The organism is Saccharopolyspora elongata, assembly GCF_004348985.1.
Lineage (GTDB): Bacteria > Actinomycetota > Actinomycetes > Mycobacteriales > Pseudonocardiaceae > Saccharopolyspora > Saccharopolyspora elongata.
Map to the genome: position 1 here is coordinate 77692 of NZ_SMKW01000028.1, position 19886 is coordinate 97577.

Annotated in this window: 1 protein-coding gene and 1 pseudogene; both read left to right on the forward strand. The window is 70.8% G+C overall.

What is annotated here, in order from left to right:
• Positions 1 to 18 precede the first annotated feature (18 nt).
• Positions 19 to 4188, forward strand: a pseudogene (locus tag E1288_RS21425) (beta-ketoacyl synthase N-terminal-like domain-containing protein); the annotation flags it as partial.
• A 272-nt stretch (positions 4189 to 4460) separates the two neighbouring features.
• Positions 4461 to 19868: a type I polyketide synthase gene (locus E1288_RS48880; RefSeq protein ID WP_235883713.1), complete on the forward strand. Its 15408-nt coding sequence runs from the start codon at positions 4461 to 4463 to the stop codon at positions 19866 to 19868.
• The last annotated feature ends 18 nt before the right edge of the window (positions 19869 to 19886 follow it).

Genomic DNA, 19886 nt, shown 5'->3' on the forward strand with positions numbered 1-19886 from the left:
GCCCCGAAGGAGGAGGACATCGCGATGGCGAACGAGGAGAAGCTCCGCAGCTACCTCAAGCGCGTCACCGCCGAGCTGCGGCAGGCGCGGCAGCGGTTGAGCGCGGCTGCGGTCCCCGAGCCGATCGCCATCGTCGGGATGGGATGCCGGTTCCCGGGCGGTGTCGCCTCGCCGGCGCAGTTGTGGGAGCTCGTGGCGGCCGGCCGGGACGCGATCTCCGGTTTTCCCGCAGACCGGGGCTGGAACCTCGACGCGCTGTACCACCCGGACCCGGAGCACCGCGGGACGAGCTACGTCCGGGAGGGCGGATTCCTGCACGACGCAGCGGAATTCGACGCCGCGTTCTTCGGCATCAGCCCGCGCGAAGTCCCGGCCATCGATCCGCAGCAGCGGTTGCTGCTGGAAACCTCCTGGGAGGCACTCGAACACGCGGGCATCGATCCCCTGTCGCTGGACGGCAGCCCGACCGGCGTGTTCACCGGCGTCATGTACCAGGACTACGGGTCGCGGCTGGCGCCGCTCATCCCCGCCGAGTTCGAGGGGTACGTGGGCCACGGCAGCGCTGGCAGCGTGGCGTCCGGCCGCGTGTCCTACACGCTCGGGTTGGAGGGACCGGCGGTCACCGTGGACACCGCCTGCTCGTCGTCGCTGGTGGCGATCCATCTCGCCTGCCAGTCGCTGCGGGCCGGTGAGTCGACGCTCGCGTTGGCCGGTGGGGCCACCCTCATGGCCACGCCCACCATGTTCGTGGAGTTCAGCAGGCAGCGCGCCCTGTCCCCGGATGGCCGGTGCAAGCCGTTCGCCGCGGCGGCGGACGGCACCAGCTGGGCCGAAGGCGTCGGGGTCGTGGTGCTGGAACGGCTCTCCGACGCCCAGCGCAACGGCCATCCCGTGCTGGCGGTGATCCGGGGCAGCGCGGTCAACCAGGACGGCGCGAGCAACGGGTTGACCGCGCCCAACGGGTCTTCGCAGCAGCGGGTGATCTTGAAGGCGCTGGCGGCCGCGGGGCTTGGGCCCGCCGATGTCGATGCCGTCGAAGCCCACGGCACCGGCACTTCGCTGGGAGATCCGATCGAGGCCCAAGCGCTGCTGGCGACTTATGGGAAGCACCGGACCGCCGAACGCCCGTTGTGGTTGGGGTCACTGAAGTCCAACGTCGGCCACACCCAGGCCGCGGCCGGGGTCGGTGGCGTCATCAAGATGGTCCAGGCCCTCCGGCACGGCGAGTTGCCCGCATCGCTGCACGCCGAGGCGCTGTCGCCGCACGTCGACTGGAGCAGCGGGGCGCTCGCGCTGCTCACCGAATCCCGGCCGTGGCCGGATGTCGACCGGCCGCGCCGGGCCGCCGTGTCGTCCTTCGGCGTCTCCGGCACCAACTCACACCTCGTCCTCGAACTGCCGACTCGCGACACTGAGTCCACACAGGACAGTTCGCGTGCGGAGATCGTGGTTGTGGATCGTGCTTCGAGAGCTGGGGACGATCCGGTGCCGTGGGTGATCTCCGGGAAGACTCCGGAGGCACTTGAAGCATCCGCGGGGCGGCTGCACGAGCATCTGTCCGCGAGCGAGGACTGGACGCCCGGGGATGTCGGGGCGGCTCTGAGCAAGCGCAGCGGCTTCGCGCACCGCGTTGTGCTCCTCGGCAAGGATCGGCACGACCTCCTGCAACACCTACGCGATCTCGCCGGCGGCGCCGAGGCATCGGGCATCATCCGGCGCACGCAGCCCCCGGCCCACGACACCGACGGGATCGTCATGGTCTTCCCCGGGCAGGGCGGCCAATGGGCCGGCATGGGTCGCCAACTGCTCGACACCAACCCCGTTTTCGCCGCAGCCATGGCCGAATGCGATCAAGCGCTATCGGCGTACCAGGACTGGTCGGTCACCGATCTGCTGCGCAACGGATCCCCGCTGGACCGCGTCGACATCGTCCAACCGGCGCTGTTCGCCGTCATGGTGTCCCTGACCCGGGTCTGGCGGGCACTTGGAGTTCAACCTGCCGCCGTCGTCGGCCACTCCCAAGGAGAAATCGCCGCCGCGCACATCGCCGGCGCGCTCGATCTCGACCAGGCGGCACGCGTCGTCGCCCTGCGGTCGCAGCTGATCCGCACCCACCTCGCCGGACACGGCGGCATGCTGTCGGTCCCGCTCTCCGTCGATGATCTCCGCTCCCATCTCGACCCGGAACGCGTTTCGATCGCCGCGATCAACAGCCCCACCGCCACCGTGCTCTCCGGCGATACCGACGCCATCCGCGCACTTCACAACACTCTGACCGATCGGGAAGTGCGCTCGCGGATCTTGCCCGTGGACTACGCCTCCCACAGCCACCACGTCCACACCCTGCAACGGCAACTCCTGGAAAAGCTGGCCGGACTCACACCGCAGACCGCCGAAATCCCGTTCCACTCCACCGTCACCGGCAAGGTGCTGGACACCACCGGCCTGGATGCCGAGTACTGGTACACCAACCTCGCCACCACCGTGAACTTCCACGACACCATCGCCCAGCTCCACACCACCGGACATCTGGTCTACCTGGAACCCAGCCCACACCCCACCCTCACCCACCACATCACCGCCTTGCCGGACGTGGTCACCGCCAGCACGCTGCACCGCGACCACCCCGACACCGACACTCTCCTCACCAACGCCGCACACCTGTGGGTCCACGGCGCGCCGATCACCTGGCAGGCCGTCCTGCCCGCCCGCGAGCACGTCGAACTCCCCACCTATCCCTTCCAACGCGAGCGCTACTGGCTCGACGGTCCGCAGCACGACGGCCTGAACGAGGTTCGGCATCGCGTCGCTTGGCACCCCGTTCCCACACCGGCCCGGCGACCCAACGGGGCCTGGCTGGTCGTTTCGCCGCCCGATGTCGCGCGCCGATGGCAGGAGGTCGTGTCCGACGCGTTGACCGCTGGTGGCGCGATCGTGAGGCACCTGACCATCGATGAAGCGGCCGAGCGGAATCTACCGGAAGCGCTTGCCTCACAAGGATCTTTCGAAGGTGTCGTATCCCTGCTCGCCCTGACCGAGCGGCCGCAGCCTGCACGCCACGCGGTCGCAGCCGATGCTCTGGTGCAGGCCGATATCCGCACGCCGTTGTGGTTCCTGACGAGCGGGGCGGCCTCGACGGGCCCGTCCGAACCTGCGGCCGATCTCGACCGGGCGCTCCTGCTCGGGCTGACGCGGGAGGCCATCGGAGAGCGCCCAGGCATCGGCCTGTTGGACCTCCCCGCAGGCCCGGACGAGCTCTCGCCCCCCGATCTGACCGGCTGCCTGTCGCAGCCCGGTGGCGAATTCGCCCTTCGCGAGGCCGGACTCCTCGCCCGGCGGCTGGTCCACGCGCCGGTCGACAGCGCCCGGCCCGTTCGCGACTGGTGCCCGCGCGATACCGCGCTCGTCACCGACTGCACGTCCGAGAGCGGTCTGCACCTCGCGGAGTGGCTGGCCCGGCGCGGGGCGGAGCACCTGGTGCTGCTCGTCGACCCCGAGCAGCCCGACCCGATCGAGCTCGAAGCCGCGCTGACCGAGCGGGGCGCCAAGGTGACCGTCGCGCGCTGCGCCCCGACCGATCGCGCCGGGCTGGACGAAGTGCTGTCCTCGATCCCGCAGCAATATCCGCTGAGGACAATCCTGCACATCGCGGGGTCGCCGCTCGCCGAACCTCGCGGTGCACTGAACCTGGACGAGCTGACTCGCGGCCACGATCTCGACGCCTTCGTGCTCCTCTCGACCGCCGGCAGCGCCGTCAGCGAGGTGTTGGACTCGGTCGCCAGGCAGCGACGGGAGCACGGGCTACCGGCGGTCTCGATGACCTGGAGTCCCGGCGCGGCTCCCGTTTCGGGCGCCCTGAAGCAGGCGCTCGATCACGACGAGACCTCGATCGTGCTGTTCCGGCGCGAGCAGTCCGCGGAGCCGGTCGCCGACGCGGAAGGCCGACCGAGCGACCTCGCCGGACGGCTCGCCGCCGCGCCCGGCAGCGAGAAGCGGAAGATCCTCCTGGAGACCGTGCAATCCCTGGCCGCCGTCGTGCTTCGGCACTCGGAGCCGCAGCAGATCGCGCCCGGTCAGCCGTTCAAGGAACTCGGCTTCGACTCGATCACCGCGGTGGAGTTCCGCAACCGGCTCAACTCGATCACCGGGCTCTCACTGCCGGTCACCGTCCTGTTCGACCATCCCACGGCGGAGGCGCTGGTCGAGCGGCTGCACGCCGACCTCGTCCCGGCACCCTCGATCGCGGCGGCGCTCGACGGCCTGGAATCCGCGCTGTCCGCGCAAGATATGTCAGAAGTGGACAGGCGACGGCTGGCGGCGATCGCCGACTCCTGGCTGCCCGGTGCTCCGCAGCCGGACGGGGTCGCCGCGCGGCTCGAATCCGCGTCGAACGAGGACCTCGTCGAATTCATCAACCGCGAGCTCGGCATCAGCTGACCGGCAGAAAGAGGTTGCTGCGCATGACCACCGACGATCAGATGCGACACCTGCTCGCTCGGGTCACCGCTGAGCTGCACGACACGCGCAACCGGCTGCGCGCAGCGGAGGACGAGGCGTCCGAGCCGATCGCGATCGTGGGCATGGCATGCCGCTTCCCCGGCAGCGTCACCTCTCCGGACGAGCTCTGGGAGCTGGTTCGCACCGGCACCGACGCGATCTCCGAGTTCCCCGCCGATCGCGGCTGGGACGTGGACGAGCTGTACGACGCGGATGCGGACGCGGCCGGGAAGTCGTACGTCCGGCACGGCGGATTCCTCCGGGACGCATCGGCTTTCGATGCCGCGTTCTTCGGGATCAGCCCGCGCGAGGCGACGGCGATGGACCCGCAGCAGCGTCTGCTGCTGGAGACCTCTTGGGAGGCCGTCGAGAACGCCGGCATCGCCCCCGGCGGTCTTCGCGGCAGCCGCACCGGGGTGTTCGCGGGAACGGTGCTGCCGGAGTACGGCCCGCCGCTGCGCGAACCGCTGGAGGGTTTCGAGGGCTACTTCCTCACCGGCAAGGCGCTGAGCGTGGTGTCCGGCCGGGTCGCCTACTCGCTCGGGTTGGAGGGCCCGGCGGTCACCGTGGACACCGCCTGCTCGTCCTCCCTGGTGGCGATGCACCTCGCCTGCCAGTCACTGCGCTCCGGCGAATCGACGCTCGCCCTGGCAGGCGGAGTCACCGTCATGGCATCGCCCGGAATCTTCATCGAATTCAGCCGCCAACGCGGACTTTCCCCCGACGGGCGTTGCAAAGCGTTCTCCGCCAAAGCCGACGGCACCGGCTGGGCCGAAGGCGCAGGCGTCATCGTGCTGGAACGCCTCTCCGACGCACAGCGCAACGACCACCGCGTTCTCGCCGTGATCCGCGGCAGCGCGGTCAACCAGGACGGCGCCAGCAACGGCCTCACCGCACCCAACGGACCGTCGCAAGTGCGTGTCATCCAGGAAGCGCTCACCAACGCCGGACTGACGCCTGCCGACGTCGACGCCGTCGAAGCCCATGGGACCGGGACCTCGCTCGGCGACCCGATCGAAGCGCAAGCGCTCCTGGCGACCTACGGCAAGCACCACAGCGCCGAACGTCCGCTGTGGTTGGGCTCGCTGAAGTCCAACATCGGCCACACCCAGGCCGCCGCAGGCGTCGCAGGTGTCATCAAAGTAGTTCAGGCGCTCAACAACGAAGAGCTGCCCGCCACGCTCCACGCCGCAGAACCCTCACCTCATATCGACTGGAGCAGCGGCAGTCTTGCGCTGCTCACCGAATCCCGGCCCTGGCCTGAAGGCGACCGCCCGCGCCGCGCCGCCGTCTCGTCCTTCGGCGTCTCCGGCACCAACGCGCACCTCATCCTCGAACAGGCACCCCAAGGTGCCGCCGCACCTGTCGAAGGAGAGGCTGACGCCGACGCTGGAGTGGTGCCGTGGGTGATCTCGGCGAAAACGCCAGAGGCCCTTGAAGCACAGGCCGAACGCTTGCACGCTCACCTCTGCGGCCGGGATGAGTGGACGCCTGCCGAGGTCTCCCGGTCGCTGGCCACGACCCGCACCCACTTCCCGCACCGCGCCTCGATCATCGGCGCTGATCGGCAGGAATTGCTGTCAGGGCTGGGAGCCATCGCCCGTGCTGAGACAAGTGATGCGGTGACGCTCGGCGCTGCGGTGGACAACCCGGGCATCGCCATGTTGTTGTCCGGGCAGGGCAGCCAGCGGCCTGGCATGGGACGCGGCTTGTACGAGGCGTTCCCGGTCTTCGCTCAAGACTGGGACGAAGCCTGCGCACACCTCGACCCGCTGCTCGGACTGGATCGGCCGCTCACCGACATCGTCTTCCACGGCCAGCCCGCCGAGGTCGAGCAGACGCTCGTCGCGCAACCCGCGCTGTTCGTGCTGCAGGTGGCGTTGTTCCGGCTGTTGGAACACCACGGGATCAGGCCCGACTACCTCATCGGCCACTCCGTAGGCGAACTCACCGCCGCCCACCTCGCCGGTGTGTTCACCCTGGCAGACGCGGCCGTCTTGCTGGCTGCACGGGCCAAGCTGATGCAGAACCTCCCCGCCCACGGGGTCATGACCGGGATCAACGCGAGCGAGCGAGAACTCACCGAGGCACATCCCGAACTCCTCGATGCGCGAAGCGGCGTTTCCATCGCCGCGATCAATGGGCCACAGTCCACAGTGGTCTCCGGCGACCCAGATCCGGTGCAGGCCATCGCCGACCACTGGCGGAGCCAGGGCCGCACCGTCCGGAAACTCCACACCAGCCGCGCCTTCCACTCTCCGCACTGCGAGCCGCTGCTCGACGAACTCGAACGGACCGCCCGCGAGCTGACCTTCCACCCGCCGAAGATCCCGATCATCTCGACCGTCACCGGAAGCCCCACCGACGACATCACGACCCCGGCCTACTGGGCCCGTCAGGTGCGCCAGGCCGTCCGCTTCGCGCCCGCCCTCGCCTGGCTGCACCAGCACCGCGGCGTCACCCACCACCTCGAGCTGGGGCCCGACGCCACCCTCACCGCCCTCGCGCGTGCCACTCACGACACGCCCAGCCACGCCACGCTGAACCCCGGCACCGACGACGCCACCAGCTACCTCACCGCACTCGCCCACGCCCACACCACCGGACTCAGCCCCGACTGGGCCGCGCTCCTGTCACCGGCTCGGACGCTCGACCTGCCTACTTACGCGTTCCAGCACGAGAAGTACTGGCTCAACCCGCCGGCGACGGGACGCCCGGAACAGCTCGGCATGGCCACCACCGGCCATCCCCTGCTCACCGCACGGATCACCACGCCCCACACCGGCGAAACCACCCTCACCGGACGCATCTCGCTCGACACCCACCCCTGGCTCGCCGACCACGCCGTCCAAGGCAACGTCCTGCTCCCCGGGACCGCGTTCCTCGACATGACGCTCCACGCCGCCGCACAACTCGGCTGCGCCGTCGACGAACTCACCCTCCACACACCACTCGAACTCCCCGGCCACGGGCACGTCGCGCTCCACATGGCGATCGCCGCCGAGGACGCCAGTCGGCGAACCGTCGCGCTCTACTCCCGCGCTCCCGGGGCAGAAGAGGTCTGGACGCGCCACGCCACCGGCACGCTCGTCGACGTTCCCGAGGACTCGTCCACCACCGCTGTGGACCTCGCCACTTGGCCACCCGCGGGTGCGGTGCCAGTCGACGTCAGCGACCTCTACGACCGCCTCGCCGACCACGGTTTCGGTTACGGGCCGACCTTCCAGGGGCTCCACACCGCCTGGCGGGACGGCGATGACATCTACGCCGAGGTCGCGCTACCAGACGATCACAGCACCGGCGGTTGGGCGGTCCACCCCGCGCTCCTCGACGCCGCGCAGCACGCCGGGCTGATCGGGGGCGATTCGCAGGACCGCCGAACCCGCCTGGTCTTCTCGTGGTCGGGCGTGCGCATCCACGGCTCCGCGACGACCGGTCTCCGGGTCCGCCTCCGGCACTCCGGGGCCGACGCGTTCCAGCTCGACCTGGCCGACCAGGATGGGCTTCCGGTCGCCACCATCGAATCGCTCGCACTTCGGCGGGTGTCGAACGCGGTACCGGAGGACAACGGCCTGCTGCGCCTGGACTGGGTGCCGCAGTCGTTCGACGACACCGACGCACCGCAGTCGCGCTGGGCGCTGATCGACTCGGGCGTGGCCGCGCTGAGCGATGCCGTGGCATCCGGCGAGCCGGCTCCGGACATCGCGGTGCTCGACCAGCGCGGCCTCGCCGCCGATGACGACATCGCGCGGCTCGTCGGCGAGGTATCGCAGCGGGTCGTGGCGGAGCTGCAGGCTTGGCTGAAGGCGCCGCACCTCGCCGGAACGCGCCTGGTGCTGGTGACCCGCGGTGCGGTGGCGGTGCAGCCGGGCGAAGTCCCGGACCTGGTCACGGGGCCGCTGTGGGGCCTGCTCCGGGTGGCGCAGAACGAGCACCCCGACCGCTTCGTGCTCGTCGACACCGACTCCCCCGGCGACGACGAGGAGCTGCGGCGCACCGTCGATGCAGCTCTGCGGCACGGTGAGGCGCAGATCGCGGTGCGCGGCGATGCCGTGCTCGTGCCCCGGCTGGTCCGCGCCGACGCGCGGAACGAGCTGGCGGCCCCGGACTCGATGTCCTGGCGATTGGACGTGTCCGAGCGGGGCAGCATCGACAACCTGTTCCTCACTGAGTTCCCGGAGGCGCAGGCACCTCTCGCGGCCGGGCAGGTGCGGGTCGCCGTGCGGGCGGTCGGCGTGAACTTCCGCGACGTCCTCAACACCCTCGGCATGTACCCCGGGACTCCGCCGCTCGGCGTCGAGGGCGCTGGGGTGATCACCGAGATCGCCGACGACGTGCCCGGCCTGCGGGTCGGCGACCGGGTGTGGGGCGTCCTGCCCGGCGCGATGGGTCCGCTGGCGGTCACCGACCACCGGCTGTTGGCGCCGATTCCCGACGGGTGGAGCTTCGCCCAGGCCGCCGCAACGCCTGCGGTGTTCTTGACCGCCTACTACGCCCTGCGCCACCTCACGACCGTCCAGCCCGGGCAGAAGGTCCTGGTGCACGCCGCCGCGGGCGGGGTCGGGATGGCCGCCGTCCAGCTCCTCCAGGACTGCGGCGCCGACATCTACGCCACCGCACACCCCACCAAGTGGGCCCTCCTGCGCGAACTCGGCATCCGCGCAGATCACATCGCCTCGTCGCGCACTCAGGACTTCGCGACGCAGTTCCCCTCGGTCGACGTCGTCCTGAACTCGCTCACCGGGGAACTCCTCGACGCCTCGCTGGGCCTGCTCAACGAGGGCGGGCACTTCATCGAGCTCGGCAAGACCGACCTCCGCGACCCCGGCGACCATCCCGGGTTGCACTTCCACGCCTTCGACCTCTCCGAGATCGATCCCGCTCACCAGCAGGGCATGCTGGCCGATCTCACCGGCCTCTTCGAGCGCGGACGGCTCACCGCGCTGCCGGTCACGGCGTGGGACATCCGGCAGGCCCCGGAGGCGTTCCGCTACCTCGCCAACGCGCGGCACACCGGCAAGCTCGTGCTCACCGTTCCCGCAGCGCCCGATCCGCGTGGCACCATCCTGATCACCGGCGGCACCGGCGCGCTGGGCAGCGTTCTCGCCCGGCACCTCGCCGCGCAACACCCCGACTGCCACCTCCTCCTGGCCAGCCGCCACGGCTCGGCCGCGGCCAACGCCGACGCCCTGCGCGACGAGCTCGGCTCCCGGGTCACCATCGCCACCTGCGACGTCACCGACCCGCACCAGCTCTCCGCACTGATCAGCAGCATCCCCGCCGAACGCCCGCTGACCGGCGTCGTCCACACCGCCGGCGTGCTCCGCGACGCGCCGCTGCACGCCCTCACCGCGGAGCAGATGTCCACCGTTGTCGAATCCAAAGTGAACTCGGCCTGGAATCTCCACCTCGCCACGCGGCACCACGATCTAGCCTTCTTCGTCCTCTACTCGTCAGCGGCAGGAATCTTCGGCAACCCCGGCCAAGGCAACTACGCCGCCGCCAACACCTTCCTCGACGCACTCGCCCAACACCGCCACACCCACGGACTCCCCGCGCACGCCCTGGCCTGGGGCCCCTGGAACACCAGCGACGGCATGACCCAGCACCTCACGCATGCCGACCAACAACGCATGGCGGGCATCGGCGCCCTGCCCTTCGATCCGGACGGCGGCGCGGCTGCTTTCGACGCGGCCTGCAGGCGGCCGGCGCCGTTCCTCGCCCCGCTGCGCCTCGACACGTCGCGGCTTCGGAACGCCCCGGCGATTCTCGGCGATCTCAAACCTCGGCAGGCCGCCGAACGGCGTCCGAACCGGACCTTGGAACAGCTCCTCGACGGCCTCGACGAGAACCAGCGCGAGCAGGCCCTCCTGCAGGTGGTCCGGCGCGAGGCCGCCGCCGTTCTCGGGCATTCCGGGGCCGAGCCGATTCCGGCCGGCCGCGTGTTCCTGGACCTCGGGTTCGATTCGCTCACCTCGGTCGAACTGCGCAACCGGCTCGCCGCGGCGACCGGCCTGCGGCTGCCCACCACGCTGGCCTTCGACCACCCCACGCCCGAAGCGCTCGCCGCCCACCTCCACCAGCGGCTCCTCCCCCGAGCGCAGCAGGTCGCCACCCCGGCTCGTGCCTCGGCGTCCGACGAGCCCATCGCCATCGTCGGCATGGCGTGCCGCCTGCCCGGCGGTGTCCACTCGCCGGACGAGCTGTGGCAGCTCCTCGCCGGTAACGCGGACGCCATCACCGGCTTCCCCACCAACCGAGGCTGGGACCTCGCCACGCTCTTCAGCTCCGCCCCCGACAACCCGGGCACCAGCTATGCCCGGCGCGGCGGATTCCTGCACGAGGCCGACGAGTTCGACGCCGCGTTCTTCGACATCAGCCCCCGGGAAGCCGCGACGATCGACCCGCAGCAACGGCTGCTGCTCGAAACCTCGTGGGAAGCGCTCGAACACGCGCGCATCAACCCGGCGTCGCTGCCGGGTAGCCGGACCGGGGTGTTCACCGGCGTGATCTACCAGGATTACGCGGGGCGGCTCGCCGGCCGGGTGCTCCCGGAGTTCGAGGGCTATCTCGGCAACGGCAGCGCGGGCAGCATCGCCTCGGGCCGGGTGTCCTACACCTTCGGCCTGGAAGGCCCGGCGGTCACGGTGGACACCGCGTGCTCGTCGTCGCTGGTGGCGATGCACCTCGCCTGCCAATCGCTGCGGTCCGGCGAGTCGAGCTTGGCACTGGCCGGGGGCGCCAGCGTCATGGCCACGCCCACCCCGTTCATCGAGTTCAGCCGCCAGCGCGGGCTGGCGCAGGACGGCCGCTGCAAGGCGTTCTCCGCCGACGCCGACGGCACCGGCTGGGCCGAAGGCGCCGGGGTCGTGGTGCTGGAGCGGCTGTCCGACGCGCAGCGCAATGGCCATCGCATCCTTGCCGTGATCAGGGGAAGTGCCGTCAACCAGGACGGTGCGAGCAACGGGCTTACCGCACCCAATGGGCCGTCGCAGGAACGCGTCATCCTGGAAGCGCTCAACAACGCCGGACTCACGCCCGCCGACGTCGACGCCGTCGAGGCTCATGGCACCGGAACGTCACTGGGCGATCCCATTGAAGCCCAAGCACTACTGGCAACCTACGGCCAGCACCACACCGTGGAACGCCCCTTGTGGCTGGGATCGCTGAAATCCAACATCGGCCACACCCAAGCAGCTGCCGGCGTCGCAGGCGTCATCAAGATGATCCAGGCCCTCCACCACGACCAGCTGCCCGCCACGCTCCACGCCGACGAGCCCTCGACCCACGTCGACTGGAGCAGCGGCGCACTCGCGCTGCTCACCGAACCTCAGCCCTGGCCCGAGGCCGACCAGCCGCGCCGCGCCGCCGTCTCCTCCTTCGGTGTTTCCGGCACCAACGCACACCTCATCCTCGAACAGGCACCACCACAGGAGTCCACAAAGGACGATCCTCTCACGACGATCGTTCCGTGGGTGTTCTCCGCGAGAACACCGGAAGCACTGACGGCGCAAGCACAACGGCTGCACGACCAGCTCCGCGACCGGGACGACTGGACGCCTGCCGAGGTGGCCTGGTCACTGGCCACCACCCGGGCCACCTTCGAACACCGCGCCGCCGTTCTCGCAGATGACCGCCAGGAGCTTCTGGCCGGACTGGAAACCCTCGTCCGCGCCGGGGAAAGCGCGTCCGTGGCAAGAGGCGTCGCAGCAGCCGATCCGGGCGTGGCGATGCTGTTGTCCGGGCAAGGAAGCCAGCGTCCAGGCATGGGACGCGGCCTGCACGAGGCGTTCCCCGTGTTCGCCGAAGCCTGGGACGAGGCATGCGCACACCTCGACCCGCTGCTCGGACTGGACCGCCCGCTCACCGACATCGTCTTCCACGGCAACCCCGAAGAAGTGGCGGACACACTGATCGCACAGCCAGCGCTGTTCGCACTTCAGGTCGCGCTTTTCCGGCTACTCGAACACCACGGGATCAGACCCGACTACCTCATCGGCCACTCCATCGGCGAACTCACCGCCGTCCACCTGGCCGGAGTACTGACCCTGACAGACACCGCAACGCTGCTGGCCGCCCGAGCCCGCCTGATGCAAAGCCTCCCTGGACACGGCGTCATGGCCGGCATCGGCGCCAGCGAGCAGGAACTCATCGAGACGCATCCCGAACTCCTCGATGCGCGAAGCGGCGTTTCGATCGCGGCGATCAACGGCCCGCGCTCCACCGTCGTCTCCGGCGACCCCGATCCCGTGCGCGCCATCGCCGAACACTGGCGAAACCAGGGGCGCACCGCCAAGGAACTGCACACCAGCCGGGCCTTCCACTCACCCCACTGCGAGCAGATCCTCGACGAACTGGAACGCACCGCCGACCAGCTGACCTACCACCCGCCGAAGATCCCGATCATCTCCACCGTCACCGGGACGACCACCGATGACATCACCACCCCGGCCTACTGGGCACGCCAAGTACGCCAGCCCGTGCGCTTCGCACCCGCCCTCGCCTGGCTCCACGAGAACCACAGCGTCACCCACCACCTGGAACTAGGGCCCGACGCCACCCTCACCACCCATGCCCTGACCAGCCACGACGAGACGCCGAGCCTCCCCACGCAGCAACCTGGCGCCGACGGTGCCGCCGGTTACCTCGGCGCCCTCACCCACGCCCACACCACCGGACTCTCGCCGCACTGGCCCGCGGTCCTCACCCCGACCCGGACCGTCGACCTGCCCACCTACGCCTTCCAGCGCCAGTCCTTCTGGCTCGCCCCGCCGGACGACCGCGGCGCCGAGACCGGCGCCGATGCCGGTTTCTGGACCGCCGTGGAGGACAACGACCCCGGTGCGGTCGCGAAGGTCCTCGACATCGCTCCCGAGGCCCCGCTGCACGACGTCGTGCCCGCCTTGTCGGCGTGGCGACGCCGTCGGCGCGACTCGGTCAAGTTGAGCTCGTGGCGCTACGAGGTCCAGTGGCACCCGACCCCCGCGCCGGAGAATCCCACTGCACTGCAAGGGAATTGGCTGATCATCAGCGCACCCGACACCGACCGGGACATGCTCGACACCGTCGCGCAGGCCATGGCCGGGGCCGAGTCGCATCCGATCCTGATCGACGATCAGCCCTCCCGGAGCGAGTTGGCCGACCTCCTCCGGGACGAAGCCCCGACCGGCATCGTCTCGCTGTCCGGCACGGTCGCCGCCACGATCACGCTCGTCCAGGCGCTCGGCGACGCAGGTATCACGGCCCCGTTGTGGTGCCTGACGCGCGGCGCGGTCGGAGTCGACGTGCACGACGAGCCGCCCAACGCCGAGCTCGCGGCGCTGTGGGGCCTGGGCCGGGTGATCGCGCTCGAACACCCGGACCGCTGGGGCGGGCTGGTCGACCTGCCGCGCCGCCCCGACCGCCGGGCCGTCGCGTCCCTCGCCGCGATCCTCGCCGACCGCGCGGAGGACCAGGTCGCGATCCGGTCGGCAGGCGCCCACGTCGCGCGGCTGGCCCGGGTGCCCGCAAGGACCGAATCCCCCTGGCAGCCCGACGAAGCCGTCCTGCTGACCGGGGCTTCGCCCGGCGTGGATCGCCTGACCGAGCTGCTGGGCGAGCACGGCATCGCCACGACCCCGGACCCCGGGCGCACCGTGTTCCACATCGTTCCCGGCGAAACGGCCACCGGGCTCCTGGCCACCACGGACGCGGCGGACGTCGAAGCGGCGATGCGGCGCTCGATCGCCGAGCTCGCCCAACTCGACGAACTGCTCGTCAACGGGCGGATCGAAACGCTGGTCGTCCTCTCGGCCGTGACCGACGCCTGGGGCGCCGAGGGCTACGCGGCCGGGGCCGCGACCAGCGCCTGGGTCGACGCGCTGGTGCGTCGGCGCAGGGCCGCCGGACTGCGCGCGGTCTCGGTCGAGTGGGGTCCGTGGGACGACTCGGACAACGCCGAGGCGGCCCGGCGGCGGGGTCTGCTCGGGATGTCCCCGGCGCTGGCCATCGCCTCGTTGCGGCAGGCCATCGGCAACGACGACCACGTCGTCGCCGTCGCGGACGTCGACTGGAACCGGTTCGTCGCGTCGAACGCGTCCCGCTGCTTCGCCGGCCTCGCCGAAACCGGCCACGACGCGGCCGCGAGCTCCGACGAGCCGCACGCCGCACTGCGCGAGCGGATCACCGGCCTTCCCGAGAAGGAACGACGCCGGGCCGTGGTGGAGCTGGTGCGCGGCGAGGTCGCCGCCGTGTTGGGGCATGCCGATCCGGCGGCGGTCCCGGCGAGCCGGCCGCTGCAGGAGCTCGGCTTCGAATCTCTCACCGCCGTCCAGTTGCGCAACCGCCTCGCCAAGAGCACCGGGTTGCGGTTGTCGGCGACGCTGGCCTTCGACCACCCGACGCTCGCAGCCCTCGCCGACCACGTCCTCGGCCGGCTCACCCCCGAGGCGCCGGCCGCCGCACCCGTTGCCGCGCAGGCGGCCTCGGGCGAGGCCATCGCGATCGTGGGCATGGCGTGCCGGTTGCCCGGCGGCGTCGATTCGCCGGAGGGGTTGTGGGACCTGGTCGACTCCGGGACCGACGCGATCACACCGTTCCCGGCGAACCGCGGCTGGGACCTCGCCGGGATCTTCGACCCCGACCCGGACGCCGTCGGCAGGACCTACGTCCGCAGCGGCGGATTCCTGCACGACGCGGCGGCGTTCGACCCGGAGTTCTTCAGCATCAGCCCGCGGGAAGCGCTGGCGATGGACCCGCAGCAGCGGCTGCTGCTGGAGACCTCCTGGGAGGCATTGGAGCGCGCGGGAATCGACCCGGCGACGCTGCGGAGCACGCCGACCGGCGTCTTCGCGGGAACGAACGGCCAGGACTACGCGGCGGTGCTGCGGCGCAAGCCGACGCCGGGCGAGCTGGAACCGTTCGTCGGCACCGGCACCACCGCCAGCGTCCTGTCGGGCCGCGTCGCGTACATCCTGGGGCTGGAAGGCCCGGCGGTGACCGTGGACACCGCGTGCTCGTCGTCGCTGGTGGCGATCCACCTGGCGTGCCAGTCGCTGCGCTCCGGCGAGTCGAGCCTGGCGCTCGCCGGAGGCGCCAGCATCATGGCCACGCCGGACGTGTTCATCGAGTTCAGCCGCCAGCGCGGGCTGGCGCAGGACGGGCGCTGCAAGGCGTTTTCGGCCTCGGCGGACGGCACCAGCTGGTCCGAGGGCGTCGGGGTGGTGGTGCTGGAACGGCTCTCCGACGCCGAACGCAATGGTCATCGCGTGCTCGCGGTGGTTCGCGGCAGCGCGGTGAACCAGGACGGCGCCAGCAACGGCCTGACCGCACCCAACGGTCCGTCGCAGGAACGCGTCATCCTGCAAGCGCTCGCCAATGCCGGGCTCACCCCCGCCGATGTCGACGCCGTCGAAGCGCACGGCACCGGGACGTCGTTGGGCGATCCGATCGAAGCCCAAGCACTGCTTGCGACGTACGGCCGGCACCACACCGCCGAGAAGCCCCTGCTGCTGGGGTCGTTGAAGTCCAACATCGGCCACGCCCAGGCCGCCGCAGGCGTCGCAGGCGTCATCAAGACGGTGCAGGCGCTCAACCACGAAGAACTGCCCGCAACGTTGCACGCCGACGAACCCTCACCGCACATCGACTGGAGCAGCGGCACACTCGCTCTGCTCACCGAACCCCAGCCCTGGCCGGAAAATGGCCGACCTCGCCGCGCCGCCGTGTCCGCCTTCGGCGTTTCCGGCACCAACGCACACGTCATCCTCGAACAGCCGTCCCAGGCCGCAGAGCGCACGGGGGTCGCGGATCCTGGCGGCGTGCTCGTGCCGTGGGTCGTCTCCGCGAAGACTCCGGAAGCCCTTGAAGCACAAGCGGAACAACTGCACTCCCGGCTTATGGAGAACCCGGACTGGTCGCCCGCCGAGGTGGCGTGGTCGCTGGCCACCGCGCGGACCGCCTTCGCGCACCGCGCCGCGGTCTTCGGCAGCGACCACGAGGAACTGGTGGCAGGTCTGAAGAACCTGGCTCATTCAGGAGAACACCCCGGCGTAGCACGGGGTATCGCGGTAGACGAGCCCGCTGTGGCCATGTTGTTGTCCGGGCAGGGCAGCCAGCGGCCCGGCATGGGACACGGCCTGTACGAGGCGTACCCGGTCTTCGCGCAAGCCTGGGACGAAGCCTGCGCACACCTGGACCCGCTGCTGGGACTGGACCGGCCGCTCACCGACATCGTGTTCCGCGGCCAGGACAACGAGGTTCACCAGACACTCGTCGCACAACCCGCACTGTTCGTGCTGCAGGTGGCATTGTTCCGGCTGCTCGAACACCACGGCATCACCCCGGACTACCTCATCGGCCACTCCATCGGCGAACTCACCGCCGCCCACCTCGCCGGAGTGTTCACGTTGCCCGACGCCGCACGCCTGCTGGCCGCACGCGCCCGGCTGATGCAGAACCTCCCCGCACACGGCGTCATGGCCGGGATCAACGCAGGCGAGCAAGAACTCACCGAAGCACATCCCGAACTCCTCGATGTGCAAAGCGGCGTTTCCATCGCCGCCATCAACAGTCCGCGGTCCACAGTGATCTCCGGCGACCCCGCACCAGTGCGGGCCATCACCGAGCACTGGCGGAACCAGGGGCGCACCGTCCGGAACCTGCACACCAGCAGGGCCTTCCACTCACCCCACTGCGAGCCGCTGATCGCCGAAATGGAACGGACCGCCCACGGCCTGGCCTTCCACCCGCCGAAGATCCCGATCATCTCCACCGTCACCGGAACCCCCACCGATGACATCACCACCCCGGCCTACTGGGCACGCCAAGTTCGCCAAGCCGTCCGCTTCGCACCCGCCCTCGCGTGGCTCCACCGACACCACACCATCACCCACCACCTCGAAATCGGGCCCGACACCACCCTCACCACCCTCGCCCGAACCACCCACGACACACCGGGCCACGCCACCCTCGAACCCGGCACCGACGACACCACCGCGTACCTCACCTCCATCACCTACGCGCACACCACCGGACTCAGCCCCGACTGGACTGCGGTCCTCACCCCTGCCCGAACCCTCGACCTGCCCACCTACCCCTTCCAGCGGCGGGACTTCTGGGCGACGCCGCAGCAGTCGAGCCGCGCCGAAGATCTGGGCTTCGAGAGCACCGGCCATCCGCTGCTCAGCGCGCGCATCGACGTGCCGCAGACCGGCCAGGTCATCTTCACGGGCCAGATCGCGCAAGACGCGCCGCTGACTGGCACCGCCGTTCTCGACATGGCGCTGCACGCAGCCAACCGGCTAGGGCACCTGCTCGACGAGTTGACCATCCACAATGGATATTCCCAGGACCGCACCGTGCTACAGCTGGTCACCACGCCAGGCGACGACGACAACGTCGCGCTGACCCTCCACTCACGCTGCGGGGACGGCGATTGGACCCTGCACGCATCCGGCCGCCTCCGCAGCGCCACTCCCGCCGCGGCGGACATCGCTCCGGTCGATCTCCAGGACTTCTACGACGAGATCGCCGACGGCGAAGCCCATCAGGCCGGAACTGCGGGCTTGCGAGCCGCGTGGCGCTACGACGGCCCGACCGAGGTGCAGCTCGACGTCGTGGACGAGTCCGGTCTTCCGGTGGGGGCCGTGCGGCTCGACCTGAAGGCCCTCACCTCGGGCCCGGCCGCCCCCGACCGCCTGTTCCGGCTCGTCTGGCGGCCCCTCGCTCAGCAGGCCGAGGCGGTGGACCTGGGCTGGATCGCGTCCGGGCAGGACCCGTTGCCCGACAACGACATCGTCGTGATCGATCAGCGCGATCACCCGGATCCGGACGCCGACATCCCGGCGCTCGTGGGCCGGCGGACCCAGCAGCTCCTCGACCTCGTGCAGGCCTGGCTGGGCCAGGAATCCGGGTCGCGGCTCGTGCTGCTCACCCGCAACGCGGTCACCGTCCACCCCGGCGAAGCGCCGGACCTCGGCACCGCGCCGCTGTGGGGGCTGCTGCGCCCCGCGCAGACCGAGCATCCCGACCGGATCGTGCTGATGGACGTCGACGATCCGGATGCGGCACCCGAAACCATCGGCCGGGCCGTCGCAACCGCGCTGCACCACGGGGAACAGCAGGTCGCACTCCGGGACGGGGAGCTGTTCGCCCAGCGCCTGGCGCCCACCGAGCCGACCGACGACGGCTCCGCGCGCGGACTCGACCCGGACGGCACCGTGCTCATCACCGGCGGCACCGGCGCGCTGGGCAGCCTCGTAGCCCGTCACCTAGCGGCGGCGCACCGGGGGCCGCTGCTGCTGGTCAGCCGCCAGGGACCGGCAGCCTCCGGCGCCGAGCGGCTCCTCGCCGACCTGGCCGCGCTCGGCGCCGAGGCCGAGATCGCCGCCTGCGACCTCACCGATCCGGCGGCCCTGGCCGGGTTGCTCGACGGCATTCCCGATGAGCACCCGCTGACCGGTGTCATCCACACCGCCGGCGTCCTGCGGGACGCCCCGGTGCACGCCCTCCGGCCCGACGACCTGGCGGCAGTGCTGGCCCCCAAGGTCACCGCGGCGTGGAACCTGCACGAGGCCACGCGGCGGCACGAACCGGACGTGTTCGTCCTGTTCTCCTCCGCCGTGGCGATCTTCGGCAACCCGGGGCAGGCGAACTACGCAGCGGCGAACGCGTTCCTCGACGCCCTCGCCCAGCACCGGGGCGATCTCGGTTTGCCCGCGCACGCCCTGGCCTGGGGGCCGTGGCAGGTCTCCAGCGGCATGTCCACCGACCTGAGCGAGGTCAACCTCGCGAGGATGACCCAGGCCGGCATCGTTCCGCTGCAACCCGACGACGGCCTCCGGCTGTTCGACGAGGCCTGCCGGACTCCCAGCACGCACCTACTCCCCCTGCACCTCGATGCGACGACCCTGCGCGCCTACGCCCGCACAAACCCCGTGCCGCCGCTGCTGACCGAGTTCCTCCCGCGACAGCGGGCACAACGTTCCGCTGCCGAGCCGCTGCACCGGCGGCTGGCCGGGATGTCGGAGACGCAGCAGCTGGAGGCGCTGCTGGACCTGGTGCGGGATCAGGTGGCGGGCGTGCTCGGGCACGCCGGCCGGGACGACGTGCCCGAGGACCGGCCGTTCCTGGACCTCGGCTTCGACTCGCTGACCGCCGTCGAACTCCGCAACCGGATCACCGCCGCCACGGACCTGCCGCTGGCCACGACCCTCGTCTTCGACCACCCGACGCCCGCCAAGGTCGCCGTCCTCCTGCACCGGAAGTTCTTCGGCGAGCCGACCGACATCCCGCCGCATGGCGGCCGACCCGCCGCGGAGCCCGCGGCGGACATCGACGCCATGGACGTGGAAAGCCTGGTGCAGAAGGCATTCGAGAGTAGCGGGCGCTAGCCCCCGGGAACCAAGGGA

Excerpts from the sequence above, each read along its gene's own strand:
- E1288_RS48880 (WP_235883713.1), top strand. The coding sequence starts at position 4,461 with ATGACCACCGACGATCAGATGCGACACCTGCTCGCTCGGGTCACCGCT.